This window comes from Streptomyces sp. MspMP-M5 (assembly GCF_000373585.1).
In the GTDB taxonomy this organism is placed as follows: Bacteria; Actinomycetota; Actinomycetes; order Streptomycetales; family Streptomycetaceae; genus Streptomyces.
The window spans coordinates 1-20,711 of record NZ_KB891888.1 but is presented as its reverse complement, the minus strand read 5'-3'; the positions used below and the strand labels follow the sequence as shown (position 1 = coordinate 20,711).

At 74.3% G+C, this 20,711-nt stretch carries 19 protein-coding genes; 11 read left to right on the top strand and 8 right to left on the bottom strand.

Annotation, left to right across the window (positions count from 1 at the left end):
* Positions 1-25: 25 nt before the first annotated feature.
* Both B073_RS0115980 and map read right to left on the bottom strand, forming a co-directional pair.
* Positions 26-688 carry a heme oxygenase (biliverdin-producing) gene (locus B073_RS0115980; RefSeq protein WP_026247427.1) on the bottom strand — a complete coding sequence of 221 codons (663 nt, stop codon included), beginning with the start codon at positions 686-688 and terminating at the stop codon, positions 26-28.
* A gap of 240 nt (positions 689-928) precedes the next feature.
* Positions 929-1,786: a type I methionyl aminopeptidase gene (map, locus tag B073_RS0115975; protein WP_026247426.1), complete on the bottom strand. Its 858-nt coding sequence runs from the start codon at positions 1,784-1,786 to the stop codon at positions 929-931.
* Between the two features lie 67 nt (positions 1,787-1,853).
* Here map and B073_RS0115970 point away from each other — a divergent pair, with 67 nt between their 5' ends.
* The gene (locus tag B073_RS0115970; RefSeq protein ID WP_018539091.1) at positions 1,854-2,108 is read left to right on the top strand and encodes a hypothetical protein; all 255 of its coding nucleotides are present in this window, start codon (positions 1,854-1,856) and stop codon (positions 2,106-2,108) included.
* 6 nt (positions 2,109-2,114) lie between these two features.
* Here the strand turns inward: B073_RS0115970 and B073_RS0115965 are convergent, their stop codons facing one another.
* Positions 2,115-2,792 (bottom strand): hypothetical protein, encoded by a 678-nt coding sequence (locus B073_RS0115965; RefSeq protein ID WP_018539090.1) that lies wholly within the window; start codon positions 2,790-2,792, stop codon positions 2,115-2,117.
* Positions 2,793-2,845: 53 nt separating this feature from the next.
* Positions 2,846-3,820 (bottom strand): dihydrodipicolinate synthase family protein, encoded by a 975-nt coding sequence (locus tag B073_RS0115960; protein ID WP_018539089.1) that lies wholly within the window; start codon positions 3,818-3,820, stop codon positions 2,846-2,848.
* Positions 3,821-3,993: 173 nt separating this feature from the next.
* Here B073_RS0115960 and B073_RS0115955 point away from each other — a divergent pair, with 173 nt between their 5' ends.
* From B073_RS0115955 to B073_RS0115930, 6 genes are all read left to right on the top strand, one after another.
* Complete coding sequence (locus B073_RS0115955) at positions 3,994-4,689, top strand: FadR/GntR family transcriptional regulator (RefSeq protein ID WP_037811842.1); 696 nt, start codon at positions 3,994-3,996, stop codon at positions 4,687-4,689.
* Positions 4,690-5,004: 315 nt separating this feature from the next.
* Positions 5,005-6,345, top strand: coding sequence for an ABC transporter substrate-binding protein (locus B073_RS0115950; protein ID WP_018539087.1), 1,341 nt, complete (start codon positions 5,005-5,007; stop codon positions 6,343-6,345).
* A complete protein-coding gene (locus B073_RS0115945) occupies positions 6,342-7,325 on the top strand; it encodes a carbohydrate ABC transporter permease (RefSeq protein WP_018539086.1) in 984 nt (327 codons plus the stop codon). The genes B073_RS0115950 and B073_RS0115945 overlap by 4 nt, the downstream gene beginning before the upstream one ends.
* Positions 7,322-8,173 carry a carbohydrate ABC transporter permease gene (locus B073_RS0115940; protein WP_018539085.1) on the top strand — a complete coding sequence of 284 codons (852 nt, stop codon included), beginning with the start codon at positions 7,322-7,324 and terminating at the stop codon, positions 8,171-8,173. Before B073_RS0115945 ends, B073_RS0115940 begins: the two co-directional genes overlap by 4 nt.
* Before the next feature lie 43 nt (positions 8,174-8,216).
* Positions 8,217-8,963 carry an NADPH-dependent F420 reductase gene (gene npdG, locus B073_RS0115935; RefSeq protein WP_018539084.1) on the top strand — a complete coding sequence of 249 codons (747 nt, stop codon included), beginning with the start codon at positions 8,217-8,219 and terminating at the stop codon, positions 8,961-8,963.
* Positions 8,964-9,072: 109 nt separating this feature from the next.
* Positions 9,073-9,291, top strand: a complete 219-nt coding sequence (locus B073_RS0115930; RefSeq protein ID WP_018539083.1) for a hypothetical protein — start codon at positions 9,073-9,075, stop codon at positions 9,289-9,291.
* Positions 9,292-9,322: 31 nt separating this feature from the next.
* On the opposite strand, the gene B073_RS0115925 is transcribed toward B073_RS0115930, so the two are convergent.
* The gene (locus B073_RS0115925) at positions 9,323-10,129 is read right to left on the bottom strand and encodes a site-2 protease family protein (RefSeq protein ID WP_018539082.1); all 807 of its coding nucleotides are present in this window, start codon (positions 10,127-10,129) and stop codon (positions 9,323-9,325) included.
* Positions 10,130-10,337: 208 nt separating this feature from the next.
* Here B073_RS0115925 and B073_RS0115920 point away from each other — a divergent pair, with 208 nt between their 5' ends.
* Positions 10,338-13,778 carry a BTAD domain-containing putative transcriptional regulator gene (locus tag B073_RS0115920; RefSeq protein WP_018539081.1) on the top strand — a complete coding sequence of 1,147 codons (3,441 nt, stop codon included), beginning with the start codon at positions 10,338-10,340 and terminating at the stop codon, positions 13,776-13,778.
* A 53-nt stretch (positions 13,779-13,831) separates the two neighbouring features.
* On the opposite strand, the gene B073_RS0115915 is transcribed toward B073_RS0115920, so the two are convergent.
* The 3 genes from B073_RS0115915 to panB form a co-directional block, all read right to left on the bottom strand.
* Complete coding sequence (locus B073_RS0115915; protein ID WP_026247424.1) at positions 13,832-14,662, bottom strand: ABC transporter permease; 831 nt, start codon at positions 14,660-14,662, stop codon at positions 13,832-13,834.
* On the bottom strand, positions 14,659-15,696 hold the full coding sequence (locus B073_RS0115910; protein ID WP_037811838.1) for an ATP-binding cassette domain-containing protein: 1,038 nt from the start codon (positions 15,694-15,696) through the stop codon (positions 14,659-14,661). Before B073_RS0115910 ends, B073_RS0115915 begins: the two co-directional genes overlap by 4 nt.
* Positions 15,697-15,787: 91 nt before the next feature.
* Positions 15,788-16,693, bottom strand: a complete 906-nt coding sequence (gene panB, locus B073_RS0115905; protein WP_018539078.1) for a 3-methyl-2-oxobutanoate hydroxymethyltransferase — start codon at positions 16,691-16,693, stop codon at positions 15,788-15,790.
* Positions 16,694-16,953: 260 nt separating this feature from the next.
* On the opposite strand from panB, the gene B073_RS0115900 reads away from it, so the two are divergent.
* From B073_RS0115900 to B073_RS0115890, 3 genes are all read left to right on the top strand, one after another.
* Positions 16,954-18,603 carry an MFS transporter gene (locus B073_RS0115900; protein WP_018539077.1) on the top strand — a complete coding sequence of 550 codons (1,650 nt, stop codon included), beginning with the start codon at positions 16,954-16,956 and terminating at the stop codon, positions 18,601-18,603.
* A complete protein-coding gene (locus tag B073_RS0115895; RefSeq protein ID WP_018539076.1) occupies positions 18,600-19,265 on the top strand; it encodes a TetR/AcrR family transcriptional regulator in 666 nt (221 codons plus the stop codon). Before B073_RS0115900 ends, B073_RS0115895 begins: the two co-directional genes overlap by 4 nt.
* Positions 19,266-19,572: 307 nt before the next feature.
* A complete protein-coding gene (locus B073_RS0115890; RefSeq protein ID WP_420706440.1) occupies positions 19,573-20,493 on the top strand; it encodes an endonuclease/exonuclease/phosphatase family protein in 921 nt (306 codons plus the stop codon).
* Positions 20,494-20,711 lie beyond the last annotated feature (218 nt).

Genomic DNA, 20,711 nt, shown 5'->3' with positions numbered 1-20,711 from the left:
GGGTGTCGCGCCCCGGCCCGCCGCCTCACGCGGTGTGCGGGAACTCCTCGGCCAACTCCCGGAAGACCGCGCCGTTCAGCGCGAACGCGCGCCGGCACTCGTCGATCACCCGCTGCTTCTCCAGGTCGTCCAGCGGCAGCCCGTCCAGCAGCTCGCGGTACTCCCGCTTGAAGGCGGCGGGGTTGCCGATGTCCGTGAAGACGTAGAACCGGACGCCGTCGCCCTTGCGCGTGAAGCCCCAGGTCTTCTCGGCGGTGCCGCGGATGATCTGGCCGCCGGAGAGGTCGCCCAGATACCGGGTGTAGTGGTGGGCGACATAGCCGGCCGGCCAGCTGCGGGCGCACTCGGCTATGCGCTCGGCGTACGCGGCGGTGGCCGGCAGCGGCGCCAGGCCGGTGCGCCAGCCGGGGCCGCCGAGGTGGGCGAGGTCGCGTGCCAGCTCGGCGGTGCGGGCCAGCTCCGGGCGGAGGAAGGGGCCCGCGACCGGGTCCGTGGCGAGCCGCTGCGGGACGTCCTCCAGCGCGCGGTAGACGAACCACAGCTGCTCGGTGTAGCGGCGGTACGCGGCGACGCCGAGCCGGCCGCCCAGCAGGTGGCCCATGAACGGGGAGTTCTCGGCCTCGGTGTGCTGTGCGTGGGACGCCGTGCGGATGGCCGTCGAGAAGGACGGGGCCTCCTCCTGCCCCAGCGGGGCCGGCGGTTCGGGGGAGGACGGGGTCGGGCGGGACGCTTCCAAGGCGGGCCTCCGGGGGACCGGGAGAGCGCGGACAGGAGTCGTGCGACGCGCGGTGGGGCGGCGGGAACAGGCCGTGACGGATGCGTGACGGATACGCGCAGCTATCAGGTCGGGATCACCTCACTACGCAGGGCGGGCCCTGGTCAACCTGTTCCCGACAACCTGTCGGTAAAAACGCTACTCCCGTCCGGATCAGGGCAGCGTAAGGATCTCCGCGCCGGTCTCCGTGACCACCAGCGTGTGCTCGAACTGTGCGGTCCGCTTGCGGTCCTTGGTCACCACCGTCCAGCCGTCCTCCCACATGTCGTACTCGTACGTGCCCAGCGTCAGCATCGGCTCGATGGTGAACGTCATGCCGGGCTTGATGTCGGTGGTGTGGTGCGGGCTGTCGTAGTGCGGGACGATCAGGCCGGAGTGGAAGGACGAGTTGATCCCGTGGCCGGTGAAGTCGCGGACCACGCCGTAGCCGAAGCGCTTGGCGTAGGACTCGATGACCCGGCCGATGATGTTGATCTGGCGGCCCGGCTTGACGGCCTTGATCGCGCGGTTGAGCGACTCCCGGGTCCGCTCCACCAGCAGCCGCGACTCCTCGTCCACGTCACCGCACAGATAGGTGGCGTTGTTGTCGCCGTGCACGCCGTTGATGTACGCGGTCACGTCGAGGTTCACGATGTCGCCGTCCCGCAGGACGGTCGAGTCGGGGATGCCGTGGCAGATGACCTCGTTGACCGAGGAGCACAGGGACTTGGGGAAGCCGCGGTAGCCGAGCGTGGAGGGGTAGGCGCCGTGGTCGCACATGAACTCGTGGGCGACCCGGTCCAGTTCGTCGGTGGTCACGCCGGGCGCGATGTGCTTGGCGGCCTCCGCCATCGCCTGGGCGGCGATCCGGCCGGCGATCCGCATCCGCTCGATCGTGTCGGCGTCCTGCACCTCGGGCCCCGTATAGGGCGTGGGCGCGGGCTTTCCCACGTACTCGGGGCGGCGGATCGAGGCGGGGACGGGGCGGGTGGGGGAGATGTCCCCCGGGACAAGAAGCGACTGGCCAGACATGCCAGCGAGTGTATCCGCGGGCCGTCGGGCAGGATGGTGGCACGGGAGCCCAGCACAGGAGGCGGCGATGGCGCTGTTCAAACGGCGGACGGTCGGCAAACCGGGCGAGTGGTTCTACTGCCTCCGGCACGGGACGGTCGAGGAGGGGCCCCAGTGCCGCGCCGCCGACCGCTTCGGTCCCTATGCCACCCGCGAGGAGGCGTCGCACGCCATGGAGACCGCCCGCGAGCGCAACCTGGAGTGGGAGACCGACCCCAGGTGGCATGACATGGGCAAGGGCGGCAGCGGGGGCAAGAACGACGGCGGCGGGGGCGCCACCTAGACACACTCACCAGCGCGGGGGCGGTGGGGCTGCCAGGGTTTCGGCGAGGCGGGACAGGCGGTCGCGGAAGCGGCTGCGGTGCCGCGGCGCGGGCCGGCTGTTCTCCCCGGCGGCGGCGCTGACGAGGTGCTGGACGGTATCCAGGTCGAGGTCGGCGGGCCGCGGGAGGTCCGGGGCGTCCCGGGCGCCGGGGCCGGCCGGTGCGGCCGGTGTGGCCGTGGCGTCCTCCGGCGGCGGGGCGGCGGTCAGCGCGTCGTGGGCCAGGGTGTGCAGATCGCGGTCGCCGGAGCCCAGCGCGAGCACCGTGGCGCCGTTGCGGCGCGCGTCGTGCACCCGCTCCAGCAGCCCGCCGTCCGGCGGCTCCGGCGTCACCACCAGCAGCGTCGCGCCGCGCCCGGCCGCCGCCAGCCGCCCCGGGCCGACCGCGAGGTGCGCGGGCGCCCCGGCGGGGATCCGGTGGCGGACGAGGGTGGGCGACAGCTCCGGCAGGCCCGACCAGGCCGCCTCGTCGTCCAGGTGGGCGGCCAGGTGCCAGGGCTCGTAGCCGGCGGTGCCGACCAGCAGCAGTCCGCCGCCGTGCGGGGCGACGGCGGCCCGCAGCGAACCGGCGAAGCGGCGGGTGGCCTCGATCCACTCGGTCCCGGCGAGGACCTCGCGCAGCAGGGCGACGCGTACGGCATCCATGGCGCGGCATGGTGCCGCATGGTCGGGCCCGACGGGGGCCGGAGCGGGCGGTGTCACTCGTACGGGGGGTGCGGGGCCGGGAGCAGCCCCGCTTCGGTCAGCCGACGTCCCACCTCCGCCACCGACTCCTCGCTCAGCGGGATCTGTGGCAGGGCGGTGTCGCGGTGGGCGATCACACCGAGCAGGTGGAGCGCCGCCTTGAAGCCGCCGAGGGCGGAGGAGCCGCGGCCCATCTCGTCCTGCGGGCCGGTGTCGGTGAGGTCGAAGAGGGCGACCAGCCGCTCCTGTTCGGCGGCCGCCCGGGGCCAGTCGCCGGCCCGGGCGGCGTCGTGGAGCCGTACGTAGCCGGCCGGATCGACGTTGCCCAGGCCCGGGACGATACCGTCGGCGCCCGCCAACAGGGCCGCGTCCGCGGTGAGTTCGCCGCCGCTGAGGACGGCGAAGGCGGGCGCCGGGCCGGTGCGCCGGGCGGTGCGGCCGCCGAGCCCGACCAGCAGCCGGCGCAGCGAGGCGTCGTCGCCGCTGGAGTCCTTGAGTCCGGCCAGGGTGCCGTCCTCGGCCAGGGCGCGGATCAGGGCGGGGGAGAGCCTGCCGGGCACGGAGACCGGGATGTCGTAGGCGATCAGCGGCATCCCGGTGGCGTCGCGCAGCCGCCGGAAGTGGGCGGCGATCTCGCGGGGGTGGGTGCGGACGTAGAAGGGGGCGGTGGCGACCAGGGCGTCGGCGCCGAGCGCGGCGGCGGTCCGGGCGTGCTCCAGGACGCGGGCGGTGGTGGTGTCGATGACCCCGGCCAGGACCGGGACCCGGCCCGCGGCCGCGGTGACCACCGTTTCCAGGGCGGCGGCTCGCTGACGATCCGTCAGGTAGGCGGTCTCGCCGGTGGAGCCGAGGGCGAACAGGCCGTGCACCCCGGCGTCGAGGAGGCGGCGGACCAGGCGGGTGAGGGAGGCGGTGTCGACCTCGCCGTGCGGGTCGAGCGGGGTGCAGACCGGTGGGATGACGCCGTGCAGCGGGGCGGTGAGTGCCATGAGGGCTCCAAGGGCTGCGCTGAGCTGGGACATCGGACATGGGATGTCCGATATCGCGGTTCACAATAGGCGTGCGCGCAGGTACCCGGTCAAGGAGTGCCGCCCCGGCGGCGGCCGAACGGGGCGGCGGCGCGCGGCACATGAGGTGCGGGAGACGGAAGAGGGCGATGGGGATGGCGCGAGGCACGATGTCCGAGGACGTCCAGGCACGGATCAAGCAGCTGATCCTGGATCGCGGGCTGACGCCGGGCGACCCGCTGCCCACCGAGACCGAGCTGGTCGCCCTGCTCGACGTCAGCCGCAACTCGGTCCGCGAGGCGCTCAAGGCGCTCCAGGCCATGCGGATCGTCGAGATCCGGCACGGCTTCGGCACCTACGTCGGCGCGCTCAGCCTGGAACCGTTCGTCGAGGGCGTCGCCTTCCGGGCCGCCGTCCGCCACCACCAGGGCGAGCCCAGCCTGTACGAGCTGATGGAGGTCCGGGAGGCCCTGGAGGCGGGGCTGATCGGCGCGGTGGCGCGCGGCCTGCCGGAGGCGGACCTCACGGTCCTCAAGGGGCTGGTGCAGCGGATGGCCGAGGAGGCGCGCGGCGGCGAGGTGCTCAGCGCCACCGACCGGGCCTTCCACCTCGCCCTGTACCGGTCGCTCGGCAACCATCTGCTGAGCGAGGTGCTGGACGCGTTCTGGGCGGCGCTGCGCCGGGTCCGCGAGGACCTCGCCGACGTCCGGCCGGACCCGGAGGTGACCTACCGCCAGCACGCGGAGATCGTCGACGCGCTGGAGGCGGGCGACGGGGAGCGGGCGGTCGCGGCGATGCACCGGCACTTCGACGGTATCCGGCGCCGGCTGCGGGCGCAGGGCGTGTCCTAGGTTCCGCCCGGCCGGGCGGACAGGGCCTGCCCGGCGGGCCGCACCGGGCGCGTCCGGCGGTCCGGGCCGGCCGGTGCGCCGCGTGCCCGCCGCGGCCCCGTCCGCCCCGTTCACCGGGATTTCATCCCGTGTCGCCGGTGTCGTCGCCGACACGGAAAAGCGTCATGTGGCGTGCCTTGACGGGCAGTTGGGGCCTTCTTATCGTCCGCAGGACAAGGGACGTCCTACGTCCCGCCCAGCTGAGGGGTGAGCCGACGGGTGACGGCAGCGCCCGCGCGACCCTCACCTTCCGCCGCATCCCCGCAAGGAGCCGGCATGACCAGCACAGACAGCCCCCGCGGCGGCGTCCGCCGGAGAACGGTCCTGGGCGGGGCGGCCGCCGCCGGCGCGGCGCTCGCCGGCTGCGGCAGCGGCGGCGACGGCGGCGGCGCGCCCCGGGAACGGAAGAAGGGCCAGAAGATCACCCTCACCTTCTGGTCCTGGGTGCCGGGCATCGACCGCCCCGTGGACCTGTGGAACCGCCGCAACCCCGACGTCCAGGTCAGGGTGGAGAAGGTGTCGGCGGTCAACGGCGAGCAGTACGCCAAGATGCACGCCGCGATCAAGGCCGGCAACCCGCCCGACCTGGGCCAGATCGAGTTCCCGGTGCTCCCCGGCTTCCTCCTGGACGGCGGGCTGCGCGACCTCGCCCCGCTCGGCGCCGCCCGGCACCGCGACAAGTTCTTCGCCTGGCAGTGGCGGCAGGCCGCCTTCGGCTCCGGCATCTACGCCGTCCCGCAGGCCAGCGGGCCGATGGGACTCTTCGTCCGCCAGGACCTCTTCGACCGGTGGGGCATCCAGGTGCCCCGGACATGGGACGACTACGAGGACGCGGCCAAGAAGATCCGCCGGCACGGCGCCTGGATCGAGACCTTCGCCCCCACCAACGGCAACCGCTTCGCCGGCCTGGCCTGGCAGGCCGGCGCCCGGTGGTACGCCACCCACGGCGACACGTGGATCGTGCACCTCGACGACGCCCCCACCCGCCGGGTCGCCGACTACTGGGAGGCGCTGGTCCGCGGGAAGCTCGTACTGACCATCCCGGACCGCCGGGACGCCTGGTACAAGGACCTCCAGACCGGCGCCGTCCCCGCCTGGGTGGGCGCCAGTTGGGGCGACGCCCTGCTGGCCGGCAACGCACCCGGCACCAAGGGGAAGTGGCGGGCCGCCCCGCTGCCCCAGTGGCGCCCCGGCGGCCGGGCCTTCGCCAACTGGGGCGGCTCCACCACCGCCGTCTTCGCCAGGGCCGGCTACCCCCGGGACGCCCTGGACTTCGCCGTCTGGCTCAACACCGACCCGCAGTCGCTCGCCCTGCTCATCAAGGGCGGCTACGGCTTCCCCAGCGCCAAGGCCGGCTACGCCGCCGGTGCCCTCGACGCCGACAAGGACTTCTTCGGCGGTCAGCCCTACAGCCGGGTCTTCGCCGACGCCGGGGCCCACGTGGACACCAGCTGGCAGTGGGGGCCGGGCGTGGACACCCTCTTCCAGCGGCTCGGCGACGCCTTCACCGACGCGCTGGCTGACGGCGGCTCGTTCCGCTCGGTGCTCACCCAGGTGCAGCGCCAGACCGTCGCCGACCTGCGGGACAAGGGCCTGAAGGCGGAGAGCGGCACATGAGCGGACACAGCGGGCCCGCGGCCGGGGCGGCCACCGCGCGGCGCCCGCGCCGGGCCGCGCACCGAACCGCGTACCGGACCGGGCGCCCCGGCCGCCGCAACGCCCGGGCCGCGGCCGGCTTCGTGCTGCCCTTCCTCGCCGTCTTCGCCCTCTGCTACCTCGCCCCCGTCTGCTACGCGGTGTGGACCAGCCTGCGGCGCACCACGCGCACCGGGCCGCTCGGCCTCGGCACGGAGCGCGAGGTGTTCGCCGGCCTCGCCAACTACGCCCAGGCGCTGGCCGACGACCGGTTCCTGGCCGGCTTCGGCCGGGTGCTGCTCTTCGGCGCCGTCCAGATCCCGCTGATGACCGTGCTCGCCACCGCGCTGGCGCTGCTCCTGGAGAGCGCCGCCGCCCGCTGGGTCTCCTTCTTCCGCGGCGCCTTCTTCCTGCCCTACGGGGTGCCCGGGGTGATCGCCTCCATCCTGTGGGGCTTCCTCTACGTCCCCGGCCTCAGCCCGCTGGTGCGGATCGCCCAAGGAGTCGGCTGGGACGTCGACTTCCTCTCCCGCGGCAGCGTGCTGTGGTCCCTGGCCAACATCGTCACCTGGCAGTTCACCGGCTACACCATGCTGGTGCTGATCGCCCAGCTGAAGTCCGTCCCCGGCGAGCTGTACGAGGCCGCGCGGATCGACGGCGCGAGCGGCTGGCAGGTGGCCCGCCACCTCAAGCTCCCGCTGCTCCGCCCGGCGCTGGTGCTCACCACCGTCTTCAGCATCATCGGCACCCTCCAGCTCTTCGCCGAGCCGATGGTGCTGCGGCCGCTCACCTCCTCCATCGACTCCGGCTACACCCCCAACCTGCACGCCTACAGCGAGGCGTTCGTCGGCGGCAACCAGCACCGGGCGGCGGCCGAGGCGGTGCTGCTGGCGCTGGTGGCGTGCGCGGCCTCGTTCGGCTTCCTGCGGGCGGCCGGCGGGCGCGGGAAGGACCGCCGATGAGCAGCCGGGTCCCGGTGCGCCACCGGATCATCACCAGCTCCCTGCTGGCCGTCGCCGCGCTCTACTTCCTCGCGCCCGTCTACTGGCTGGCCGTCTCCGCCACCAAGGACAGCGCCGACCTCTTCGGCACCTTCGGCTTCTGGTTCTCCGACCACCCGCGGCCGCTGGCCCACCTCGCCGCCGTCCTCACCTACGACCACGGCGTCTACGTCCGCTGGTTCGCCAACTCCCTGCTCTACGCCGGCGCCGGCGCGGTCTGCGCCACCCTGCTGTCCGCCGCGGCGGGCTACGCGCTGGCCAAGTTCCCGTTCCGGGGGCGGGAGGCGGTCTTCGGCCTGGTGCTGGCCGGGGTGCTGATCCCGTCCACCGCGCTGGCCCTGCCGCTGTACTTCCTGTTCAGCGCGCTGGGCCTGGCCGACACCTACGTGGCGGTGCTGATTCCCAGTGTGGTCAGCCCGTTCGGGGTCTATCTGTGCCGGATCTACGCGGCCGCCGCGGTGCCGGACGCGCTCCTGGAGGCGGCCCGGATCGACGGCGCGGGCGAGGCGCGGATCTTCGCCGGGCTGGGGCTGCGGCTGATGGGCCCGGCGCTGGTCACCGTCTTCCTGTTCCAGTTCGTCCACATCTGGAACAACTACTTCCTGCCGCTGGTGATGCTCTCCGACTCCGGCCTCTACCCGGTCCAGTTGGGGCTGACGACGTGGCTGGGCTACGCGGACCGGCAGCCGGTGCTCTACCAGTACACGGTCGGCGGCGCGCTGCTGTCCGTACTGCCGCTGATGGTCCTGATGACGGTGCTCCAGCGGTACTGGCGCACCGGGCTGACCGAGGGCGGCGTCAAGGCGTGACCGCGCGCCCGGCACCGCACCCGGGCGTGACAGTATCGCTGTCATGACTACTTCCGACGCTGCTGCCACCCCGGCCGGGTCCCCGGCCGAGCCCTCGTCCACCGCCGCCAAGCCGGCCGCCCGCGACCCCTGGGACCTGCCGGACGTCTCCGGCCTGGTGATCGGCGTCCTCGGCGGCACCGGCGACCAGGGCCGCGGCCTGGCCTACCGGTTCGCCCGGGCCGGCCACAAGGTCATCATCGGTTCCCGGGCCGCCGAGCGGGCGCAGGCCGCCGCGGACGAGCTGGGTCTGGGCGTCGAGGGCGCCGCCAACGCCGACTGCGCCCGGCGCAGCGACGTGGTGATCGTCGCGGTGCCCTGGGAGGGCCACGCCAAGACCCTCCAGGCGCTCCGCGCGGAGCTGGCCGGCAAGCTGGTGATCGACTGCGTCAACCCGCTCGGCTTCGACAAGAAGGGCGCCTACGCGCTCAAGCCCGAGGAGGGCAGCGCCGCCGAACAGGCCGCCGCGCTGCTGCCGGAGTCCCGGGTCACCGCCGCCTTCCACCACCTCTCCGCCGTCCTGCTCCAGGACCCGGCCATCGCCGAGATCGACACCGATGTGATGGTGCTCGGCGAGCGCCGCGCCGACACCGACCTGGTGCAGGCGCTGACCGCCCGCATCCCCGGCATGCGCGGCGTCTTCGCCGGCCGGCTGCGCAACGCCCACCAGGTCGAGTCGCTGGTCGCCAACCTGATCTCGGTCAACCGCCGCTACAAGGCGCACGCCGGGCTCCGGGTCACCGACGTCTGAGCCGGACCCTCATCGACGCCCGGGTCCGGGCGGGGGAGGGGGCGGGCGGGGCGCCGCCCGGCATAAGGGACACTGGAACGGACCGCACGACCCGACAGGAGCCGACCCCATGCCCTCCCTGCCCCCGCCCGGACCGGACCGGCGCCTCGCCGTCCTCGCCCTCGCCGTCTGCGTGCTCGCCGTCGCCGCGGCGGTGGTCTCCTTCGTCGAGGGCAGCTTCGTCGGCATCGTGTGGGTCCTGCTGGCGGGCGTCTCCAGCAACATGGCGTGGTACTACCTCCGCAAGGCGAAGCTGGACCGCGCCCGCCGGACCGGCGCCGCCGCCTGACCGCACCTGGCGGCGGGCGCGGGGCCGGTCGCTATGCCGCCCCGCCGAGCTGCGGCACCTGCGGCTCGCCCTGCCAGAAGCGGAAGAACTCCTGGCCCCAGTAGGTGTCCCAGGCCGGCACGCCCAGGCCCCGCAGGACCGTGTGCACCAGCTCGAAGAAGACCTGGTTGACCTCCGGCACCCACAGCAGCCCGAAGACCGCCAGCATCCCGAACGGCGCGTACGGCGCGACCTGCCGCCGCACCCGGTCCGACAGCCAGGGCTCGAGCACGCCGAAGCCGTCCAGGCCGGGCACCGGGAGGAAGTTCAGGATCGCGGCGGTCACCTGGAGCAGCGCCAGGAACGCCAGCGCGTAGCGGAACGGGTCCGGGATGCCGTCCACGGCGTGCAGCCAGAACGGCGCGCTGACCACCGCGGCGAACAGGGCGTTGGTCAGCGGCCCGGCCGCGGAGATCAGGCTGTGCCGCCAGCGGCCGCGGATCCGGCCGCGCTCGATGAACACCGCGCCGCCCGGCAGCCCGATCCCGCCCATGACCACGAAGAGCACCGGCAGCACGATGCTCAGCAGCGCATGGGAGTAGACGAACGGGTTGAGGGTGAGATAGCCCTTCGCGCCCACCGTGATGTCGCCGCCGTGCAGCGCGGTGCGGGCGTGCGCGTACTCGTGCAGGCACAGCGACACCACCCAGGCCGCCGTCACGAACAGGAAGACCGCGAAGCCGGTACTGGCCGCGAGGGTCCCGCTCCAGACGGCCCAGCCGGAGACCGCCAGGACGGCGACGAGCGCGAGGAAGACCGGGCTGACGCGGCGGTCGGCGCGCGGGATTGCGGTGGTCATCGGTACGGGGCTCCCAGGGGGTCGGTCATGGGCGGTCGGTCGCGGGCGGGGTTTCCGGGCCACGGGCCGCGGACGGGCCGTCCCGACGGTAACCGCCGTGCCGCCACCGGCGCACGGGCCGGGTCCGGCCTGTCTGGGTCGGGCGGGGTCGGGCGGGGTCGGGCACACCCCGTACCCGGAAACGTCGCTCGGTACCCGGGGAGTTCCGGTGGCGGGCGACAATGGCTCGGTGCGCTACGGAATTCTCGGCACCACCCGGGCCGGCCGGGCCGACGGCACCGCCGTCGCCCTCGGCGGCGCCCGGCTGCGCGCCCTGCTGGCCGCGCTCGCGCTGCGGCCCGGCCGGGCGCTGCCCGCGGACGCCCTGATCGCCGACGTCTGGGGCATGGACCCGCCGGTCGACGCGCCCGGCGCCCTCCAGGCACTGGTCGGCCGGCTGCGCCGGGCCCTGGGCCGCTCCGCGATCGCCTCCGTGGACGGCGGCTATCTGCTCTGCGCCGAGCCGGACGCGGTCGATCTGCACCGCTTCGAGCGGCTGACGGCGGAGGGCGGCCGGGCGCTGGACGCCGCCGACCCGGACCGCGCCGCGGCCCTGCTCGACGAGGCACTGGCGCTCTGGCGCGGACCGGCCCTCGCCGACCTGCCCGAGGCGGCCGTCGAGGCGGTCCGCGCCGAGAGCCGCCGGCTGGACGCCCGGCGCACCCGCCTCGCCGCCGACCTCGCCCTGGGCCGGGCCGCCCAGGCGCTGCCGTCCCTGACCGCGCTCTGCCAGGACCACCCGCTGGACGAGCCCTTGCAGGCGCTGCGGCTGCGGGCCCTGCGCGCCGCCGGCCGCACCGCCGAGGCGCTCGCCGCGTACGAGGAGATACGCACCGGCCTCGCCGAGCGGCTGGGCGCCGACCCCGGCCCGGAGCTGCGCGCCCTGCACGCCGAACTGCTCCAGCCGGACCTCGCGAGAGTCCCGGCGGGCACGGCGGTCCCGGCGGTCGCGTCGGCCCCGGTGGAGTTCGCCCCCGTGCCCGCCGCCCCTGCCGCCCCGGACCTCCCGGCCCCCGGCCCGGACGCGCCCGCCGCCCCCGCCCGCCCCGGCAACCTCCGGGCCCGCCTCACCTCCTTCGTCGGCCGCGAGCAGGACCTCGCCGCGCTCCGCGCCGACCTGGCCGTGCACCGGCTGGTGACGCTGCTGGGCCCGGGCGGCGCCGGCAAGACCCGGCTCTCCCAGGAGGGCGCCGAGACCGCCGCGGCCGCCCTGCCGGACGCCTGGCCGCACGGCGTCTGGCTGGCCGAGCTGGCCCCGGTGGACGATCCGCGGACGGTGCCGGAGGCGGTGCTGACCGCGCTCGGGGCCCGCGAGACCGTCGTCCGGGCCACCACCGCCGAAGGGCTGCGGGCCGCCGCCGACCACGCCGTCCGCGACCCGCACGCCCGGCTCGCCGAACACTGCGCCGGCCGCCGGATGCTGCTGGTCCTGGACAACTGCGAGCATGTGATCGGCGCCGCCGCCGAGTTGGCCGAACGGCTGCTCACCGCCTGCCCGGGCGTGACGGTGCTGGCCACCAGCCGGGAGCCGCTGGCCGTGCCGGGCGAGGTGCTGCGGCCGGTGGAACCGCTGCCCGACCCGGTCGCACTGCGGCTGCTGGCCGACCGCGGGGCCGCCGCCCGCCCCGGTTTCCGGGTCGACGCCGACGAGGCGACCGCGACCGCCTGCGCCGAGATCTGCCGCCGGCTGGACGGCCTGCCGCTGGCGATCGAACTCGCCGCCGCCCGGCTCCGCTTGATGACGCCCCGTCAGCTCGCCGACCGGCTCGACGACCGCTTCCGGCTCCTGACCAGCGGCAGCCGCACCCTGCTGCCGCGCCAGCAGACGCTGCGCGCGGTGGTGGACTGGTCCTGGGACCTGACCGGCGAACCCGAGCGGGCGGTATTGCGCCGGCTGTCGGTCTTCGCCGGGGGCTGCGACCTGGCCGCCGCGGAGGAGGTCTGCGCGGCCGGCGGCGTGGCGCCGTACGAGGTCGCCGGACTGCTCGGTTCGCTGATCGACAAGTCGCTGGTGGTGGCCGACCCGGACGGCGCGGCCGACGACACCGGGGCGCAGATGCGCTACCGGCTGCTGGAGACCGTCGCCGAGTACGCCGGGGAGCGGCTGGACGAGGCCGGGGAGCGGGCCGACGCCGAGCGCCGCCACCTGGTCCGCTACCGCGAACTGGCCCGCACCACCGACCCGTTGCTGCGCGGCCGCGGGCAGCGCGCCGCGATCGGCCGGCTGCAGCTGGAGCACGACAACCTCCGTACCGCGCTGCGCCGGGCGATCGCCGCCGGCGACGAGCACGAGGCGCTGTGCCTGGTGCTCTCCCTCCAGTGGTTCTGGTCGCTGTGCGACCACCGCGGCGAAGCCCACGCCTGGGCCTGCGCCGCCGGCGCCCTGGGCCCCAACCCGTTCGCCCCGCCCGTCACCCCCGCCCCCGACCTGTACGAGCGGCCCATCGACGCACCCCCGCCGATGGACCCCGCGCAGCTGGCGGAGGCCCGCCGCCAGGTGCGGCTGGTGGCACTGTCCACCCATGACGCCGGCCTGCGGGCGCTGCACAGCGCGGAGATGCAGGAGGAGCTGGCCGGGATCCTCGCCGCCTACCGGGCCGGGATGCCGCAGACCTGCAAGGTGCCCGGCGTGATGTGGTACTTCGCGGTGGTGCTCACCGGCCGCTGGGAGGGCCTGGCCGGACTCCTCGACGCCGCGGTCGAGGCGTGCCGCGGCCACGGCTACGACTGGGAGCTGGCCTTCGTCCTCCAGCTGCGCTCCCGGGTGCTCAACGACCGCCGCGGCGGGCTGGGTCAGGCGACCCGGGACGCCGACGAGGCACTGCGGATCTTCCACCGGCTGGGCGACGCCTGGGGCGCGTCCGAGGCGCTGGCCGGCCGCGGCGAGACCGCCGAGAAGCGCGGCGAGTACGACGCCGCGACGCGCGACTTCACGGCCGCGATGGTGCATGCCGAGGAGCTGGGCGCGCACGGCCAGACCCTGATGCTGCGCGCCCGGCTGGGCGGCGTGATGATCGAGACCGGCCGCCCGGACGAGGGCGAGCGGATGCTGCGGGAGGTGCTGGCCGAGGCGGAGGACCGCGCCGGCGGCCGGGACGCGGTGCCGTTCACCCGCATGGCGCTGGCCGTGCAGATGTCGATCACCGGGCGTACCCAGGAGGCCCGCCGCGAACTCCTCGCCGTACGGGAGGCGTTCGCCGGGCACGGCCCGGATCTCTTCCTGGGGCTGCTGGACGGCCTGCTGCTCTCGCTGGACGTGGAGGAGGGGCAGCACGGCCCGGAACTCCTCCCGCGGCTCCGGCGGGCGCTGGAGCTGACCCGGGACCCGCTGACGGAGATGGTCGACCCGGATCTGCCGGTGCTGCAGCTGCTGGTCGGCGCCCGGGTGCTGGTGGCGGTCCGGGGCGCGGCCGGGGCCCGGGACGCGGCCCGGCTGATCGGCGCGTTCGACGCCCTGTGGGCCGGTGCGCAGGTGCCGCCGCTCTCCGTCCGGGAGGGCCGGGCGCGCGCCGAGGAGGCCGTGCGCGCGCTGCTGGCCGATCCGGACTACGAGGCCGCCCGCGCCGAGGGCGGCGGCCTCTCGTTCGACGAGGCCACCGCCCTGCTCTGACGCGGCCGGGCGGGAGTCGGCCCCCCGCGGCCGTCGCGTCAGGTGTCGTCGCGTCAGGTCTTGGAGCGGAACTTCCGCACCGCGAGCGGCATGGTGACGGCCGTGATGGCGACCGTCCAGCCGAGCGTGACCAGCACCGGATGGGCCACCGCGCCCTGGCCGTTGATCAGCGCGCGGGCCGCGTCCGCGAGGTTGGACAGCGGGTTGACCTTGGCGAAGCCCGCCAGCCAGCCGGGCATCGACGCCGTCGGCGCGAAGATCGACGAGCCGAACTGGAGCGGCATCAGCACCAGCGTCGCCATGCCCTGCACCGCCTGCGGCGTCTGCACACTGAGCCCCAGCAGGACGAAGATCCACATCAGGGCGGCGCCGAAGACCGTGGACAGCAGCACCGAGGCGGCGAACTCCGGTATCGAGCCGCGTATTTCGAGGCCCAGCAGGAATCCCATGCCCAGCAGGATCGCGGTGGCCAGCAGCATCCGGCCGACCTCGACCACCACCTTGGCTATCAGGACCGAGGACCGGGCGATCGGCATCGTCCGGAAACGGTCCATCACGCCCTTGCGGAAGTCCTCGTTGACGCCGGTGCCCACCGCCATGGCGATGTTCATGCCCGTCATCGCCATGAGGCCGGGCACCAGATACTGCACGTACTCCTGCTGGTTGCCCTTGCCGGCGATGGCGCCGCCGAAGACGTAGACGAACAACAGGATGAAGACGACGGGCATCAGCAGCGCGTCGAACAGCGTCTGCGGATCGTTCCGGATCTGCACGAGATTGCGCCGCGCCAGCGCGCCGATGTGCCGCAGATTGGCGCGCAGGCCGATCCGCCCCTCGTCGGCGCCGGGCTCCGCCGCTACCGCCGTCATCGTCACCGCAGTCATGCCGACACCCCCGCGTACTCTTCGTTCTCGGTCTCGACGGCCCGATCCGCGTCCGCGGCCTCGGACGTCTTCTGGCCCGTGATGGCCAGGAACACCTCGTCCAGGCTGGGCAGATGGGTGGATATCCCGGCGAGCGCAAAGCCCCGGGCACCCAGCAGCCCGACCACCGCGGTCAGTTGCTCGTCGCTGACGATGGGCACGTTGACCACACCCCCGTCGTGGTCGGCCGTCGCCCCGGCGATGCCGTCCAGACCGGCCTGGGCGAGGGCGCCCACCATCCGGTCCAGCTCGCCCGCGTCGGCCGGCCGGACCTGCAGCGTCCGCCCGCCGACCTTGGCCTTCAGCTCCTCGACCCGGCCCTCGGCGATGACCCGGCCGCGGTCGATGACCGCCAGCTCGTCGGCGAGCTGCTCGGCCTCCTCCATGTACTGGGTGGTCAGCAGGACCGTGGCGCCGTCGCGGACCATCCGCCGGACCTCGTCCCACACCTCGTTCCGCGTACGGGGGTCCAGGCCGGTGGTCGGCTCGTCCAGATAGAGGACCGCCGGCCGGCCGATCATCGAGGCGGCCAGGTCGAGCCGGCGCCGCATGCCGCCGGAGTACTTCCCGGCCGGGCGCCCGGCGGCCTCGGTCAGCGAGAACCGCTCCAGCATCGCGTCGGCTCGGGACCGGGCCTCCTTGCGGGAGAGGTCCAGCAGCCGCCCGATCATGTAGAGGTTCTCCCAGCCGGAGAGCTTCTCGTCGACCGAGGCGTACTGCCCGGTCAGGCCGATCCGGCGGCGCAGCGCGCGGGGCTGGCGCACCACGTCGCAGCCGGCCACCACGGCGCGTCCGGCGTCCGGCACCAGGAGGGTGGACAGGCAGCGGACGAGGGTGGTCTTGCCCGCGCCGTTGGGGCCGAGGACGCCGAGCACGGTGCCCTCGCGCACGTCCAGGTCCACCCCGTCGACGGCCTTGACCGCGCCGAAGTGCTTGACCAGACCGCGCACCTCCACGGCGTTGCCGCCCCCGGTGGTTATCGTCTGTCGCGTCATGCCCTCAAAGGTGCCGGACGCCACCGACAACGCACCGACAGGCCGCCGACAGCCGGGGAGTTCCGGCCGTCGGCGGCCCGTCGGCCGGGCCTCAGTGGAAGGTGTGCTCCTCGGCCGGGAAGGCGCCGCCGACCACGTCCTCGGCGAACTCCCGGGCCGCGTCGCCGAGCAGCTCCCGCAGCCGGAGGTACTGCTTGACGAACCGCGGCACCCGGCCGGCGGTGAAGCCCGCCATGTCGGTCCACACCAGCACCTGGGCGTCGCACTCGGCCCCGGCGCCGATGCCGACGGTCGGGATGTGCAGCGAGCGGGTGACCTCGGCCGCCAGCTCGGCCGGCACCGCCTCCAGGACCACCGCGAACGCCCCGGCGTCCTGCACCGCCTTGGCGTCCCGCAGCAGCTGCTGGGCGGCCTCCTCGCCGCGGCCCTGGACCGGGTAGCCGCCGAAGGCGTGCACCGACTGCGGGGTCAGCCCGACGTGCGCCATCACCGGGATGCCGGACGAGACCAGCAGCTCCACCTGGTGCGCGGAGCGCTCCCCGCCCTCCAGCTTGACGGCGCCCACCCCGGCCTCCTTGACCAGCCGGGTGGCGCTGCGCAGCGCCTGGACCGGGCCTTCCTGGTACGAGCCGAACGGCAGGTCGGCGACGACCAGGGCGCGCTTGGTGCCGCGGACCACCGCCGCGGACAGCATGGTGATCTCGTCCAGCGTGACCGGCACGGTGGACTCGTAGCCGAGGTGGCAGTTGCCCATCGAGTCGCCGACGAGCAGCACCGGGATACCGGACTCGTCGAAGACCGAGGCGGTCATGGCGTCGTAGGCGGTGAGCATCGGCCACTTCTCGCCGCGCTCCTTGGCGGCGGCGATGTCACGGACGGTGAGGCGGCGCGAGGCGGTGCCTCCGTAGAGCGCCTTGGGGTTGTCCTTGGCGGGCTTGGCGGTGGGCTCGGCGGTGGCCCCCGCGGCCGGCTTCCGGGCAGGCGAAAGCTGCGTCATGGTGACGGCTCCTGTTTCCTCATCTCGAAGCACCCTGACGGTGTCTCCGGACTCCCGTCCATGCTGGCACGGGGTGCCCGGGGAGCAAAAGGGGGCGGTACCCGGTCGCGCGGAGCCGCCCCGGTGGCGGGGGAGCGGGCGCGGGTGGAGACGGGCGGCCGGGCCGCCGGCGACCGGGCCGCTCCGGCGAACCGGTGGCCTCCGACGGCGACTCACCAATACGGAACGGGCCCGTATCGCAACGAGCGTATGGTGACGCCATGGCCACCTCACCGCCCCCGCCGGGCGCACCCGGCGCTCCCGGTCCCTGCGGCGCCTCCGCCGCCTCCCGCATCCCCGCGCACATCCACCGCAGGCGCTGGCTGATCCTCTCCGTGCTGATGCTCAGCCTGCTGATCGTGGTGCTGGACAACTCCATCCTCAACGTCGCGATGAAGACCATCGCGACCCCGGCCCCGGCCGGCCTCGGCGCCACCCAGAGCGAGCTGGAGTGGGCGATCAACTCCTACACGCTGGTCTTCGCCGGGCTGCTGTTCACCTCCGGCCTGCTCGGCGACCGCCTCGGCCGGAAGAAGGTCCTCCTCTTCGGCCTGGCGGTCTTCGGCACCGGCTCGGTGCTCGCCGCGGTCTCCGCCTCGCCCGCCCAGCTCATCGCCTTCCGCGCCCTGATGGGCCTGGGCGGCGCCTTCGTCATGCCGGCCACCCTCGCCATCCTGATGAACGTCTTCGACCGCGAGGAGCAGCCCCGGGCGATCGGCATCTGGGCCGGCGGCGTGGGGCTGGCCATCGCCATCGGCCCGATCGCCGGCGGGCTGCTGCTCGACCACTTCTGGTGGGGCTCGGTCTTCCTCGTCAACGTCCCGATCGTGCTGGTCGCACTGGTCGTGATGGTGGTCCTGGTGCCCGACTCCAGGGACCCCGCCCCCGGGAGGCTGGACCCGGTCGGCGTGCTGCTCTCCGTGGTCGGCCTGGTCCTGCTGGTCTACGGGATCATCAAGGGCGGTCAGCTCGCCGACTTCACCGCCCCCCAGGTGCTGGCCACGGCGGTGAGCGGGCTGCTGGTGCTGGCCGGGTTCGTCGTCCACCAGAAGCGCAGCGACCACCCGTCCATCGACATCGGCCACTTCCGCAAGCCGGCCTTCTCGGCCGCCGTCGCCGCCATCGCGCTGGTCTTCTTCGCGCTGATGGGCGTCACGTTCTTCATCGTCTTCTACGTCCAGAGCGTGCGCGGCTACAGTCCGCTGGAGTCCGGGCTGCTGATCCTGCCGCTGGCCGCCGCCCAGTTGGTCTTCGCGCCCCGGGCCCGGCTCGCGGTGGACCGCTTCGGGGCCCGCGCGGTGTGCACCGTCGGCATGCTGGTGGTGGCCGTCACCATGGCCGGGATGCTGCTGCTGGGCACCGACACCCCGATCTGGGTGCTGGAGGTGCTGTTCTTCCTCCAGGGCACCGGCATGGCGCACATCATGCCGCCGGTCACCGTCACGATCATGCAGTCGCTGCCGCGCGAGAAGGCCGGCTCCGGCTCGGCGCTCAACAACATCTTCCGGCAGGTCGGCGGCACCCTCGGCGTCGCCGTCCTGGGCTCGCTGCTGTCCACCAGCTACCGCACCGGCATCCAGGGCAGCCTGGACGCGCTGCGCGGGGTGCCCGGCCCGGTGCGGTCCGCGGCCGGCGAGTCCATCGAGGCCACCCTCGGCCTCGCCGCCCGGCTGCGCCCGCTGCCCGCCCGCATGCTGACGATCAAGGCCGACGACGCCTTCCTGCACGCCATGCACGTCACCGCGCTGGGCTCGGCGGCCGTCTCGGTGGTCGGGGCCGTGATCGTCGCCGCGTTCCTGCCGGGCAAAATGGGCCCGGCCCCGCATGCCGCGGAGCCGCGGGACGGACGGAAGGCGGGCGCAGCACGATGAGCCGGGTGGCGGAAGACCGCGGACGGGCGGCGGGGGCGCGCGCGGGTGCGGCGGCTCCCCGGCGCCCGGGCCGCCCGCGCAGCGCCGCGGCCGACTCCGCCATCGTCGAGGCGGTGCTCCGGCTGATCGAGGACGGCGTGGCGATAGGCGAGCTGTCCATGGAGCGGATCGCCCGGGAGGCCGGGGTGGGCAAGGCCACCCTCTACCGCCGCTGGTCCGGCAAGAGCGCGCTGATGCTCGATGTGATGCGGTCGCTGGACGTGCCCTGCCCGCCGCCGGACGGCGGCTCGGTCCGCGAGGACCTGGTGCGGCTGCTGGAGTTCCTGCGCCGCCGCGGCCTGTCCCAGCGCAGTTCGGCCGTGCTGCGCACCGTCGTCAGCCACGTCCGGTCCCAGCCCGAGCTGTGGGCGGAGTACCACACGACGGTCGTCCGGGCCCGGCACGAGGCGCTGCTCGCGGTGCTGCGGCGCGGGGTGGCCGACGGCGAGATCCGCGCCGACCAGGACCTGGAGACCCTCGCCGACCTCCTCGTCGGCCCGTTGCTGGCCCGCGCCCTCCTGCACGAGTGGAAGGAACTGCCCGAGGGGCTCGCCGAGGACATCGTCGACGCGGTGCTGGACGGCGTCCGGCCGCGGACGCCGACGGAGCCCGGCCGCGTATGACCGGACCATGCCCGTTCTGTCACAGCCGGCGTCATGAACGCCGGGACCGGAACCCGGGCCCCGGGCCCACCGTCCTCTCGTGCGGGAACGCGGAGACGGATACCGACGGAACACAGATCTAAGAACGCGTTTCACGGCCATCACCTAGGGTCGAAGATCACAGGTGAGGCGCACCGGAGCAGGGCGGCAAGGCAGTGAGGACAGCGGTATGGCGCAGGCGTACATGACGGAGCCGGAACAGGGCGGGGGGCCCGGGCGGGCCGGTTCCCGGTCCGGGCGCCTGCGGAACTGGTGGCGCCGCGAAGGGATGTGGCGGCGCGGCATCGTGCTCGCGGTGCTCGCGGTGCTCCTCGGGCTGGCGCTGCTGCTGCACGCCCGGATCCCCAACACCGTGGGAAATCTGGGGAGTCTGCTGGAGACCTTCCTGCCGTGGCTGGGGCTGGGCATCCCGCTGCTGCTGCTCTGCGCCCTGCTGCGCCGCTCGGCGACCGCGCTGGTGGCGCTGGTGCTGCCGGTGTTCGCCTGGGTCAGCCTCTTCGGCGGACAGATCACCGACAAGTCCGGCACCGGCGGCAATCTGACGGTGCTCAGCCACAACGTCGACGCGGACAACACCGATCCGGCCGCCACCGCCCGGGACGTCGTGGCCTCCGGCGCCGACGTGGTCGCCCTGGAGGAGCTGACCGGCACCGCACTTCCCGTGTACCGCAAGGGACTTGCCGCCGCGTACCCGTACCACACCGTGCAGGGCACCGTCGGCCTGTGGAGCAAGCGGCCGCTCGCCGACACCCGGCCGGTGGACATCAAGATCGGCTGGGTGCGGGCGCTGCGCGCCACCGTCAGCGCCGCCGACGGCCGGCAGGTCGCGGTCTACGTCGCCCACATGCCCTCGGTGCGGGTCCACGTCGACAAGGGCTTCACCGCCAACCAGCGCGACGGCAGCGCCCAGGCACTGGGCGAGGCGATCGCCGCCGACCCGGTCCGCCAGGTCGTGCTGCTGGGCGACCTCAACGGCACCATGAACGACCGCTCGCTGGCCCCGCTCACCTCCCAGCTGCGCTCCGCCCAGGGCGCCGCGGGCGACGGCTTCGGCTTCAGCTGGCCGGCCGGCTTCCCGATGGCCCGGATCGACCAGATCCTGGTGAAGGGCATCGACCCGGTCAAGGCATGGGTGCTGCCGGCCACCGGCAGTGACCACCGGCCGGTGGCGGCCACCCTGAAGATCTGAGCCGGTCGCGCGGCACCGCCCGCGCCGGCAGGACGGCCCCCGGGCCCCCTGCCGGCGCGGGTTTTTCATCTCCCGTTTTCACGGCGGAATACTCGGCCTGGGACACTTTGTTCCCAACCAGAACTTAGACCTCCGCGCGCCCGCGCCGCGCACCCCCACCCCACCCCCGAAAGGTTCTCCATGCCCTTGGCTCTGCTCGCGCTCGCGATCTCGGCCTT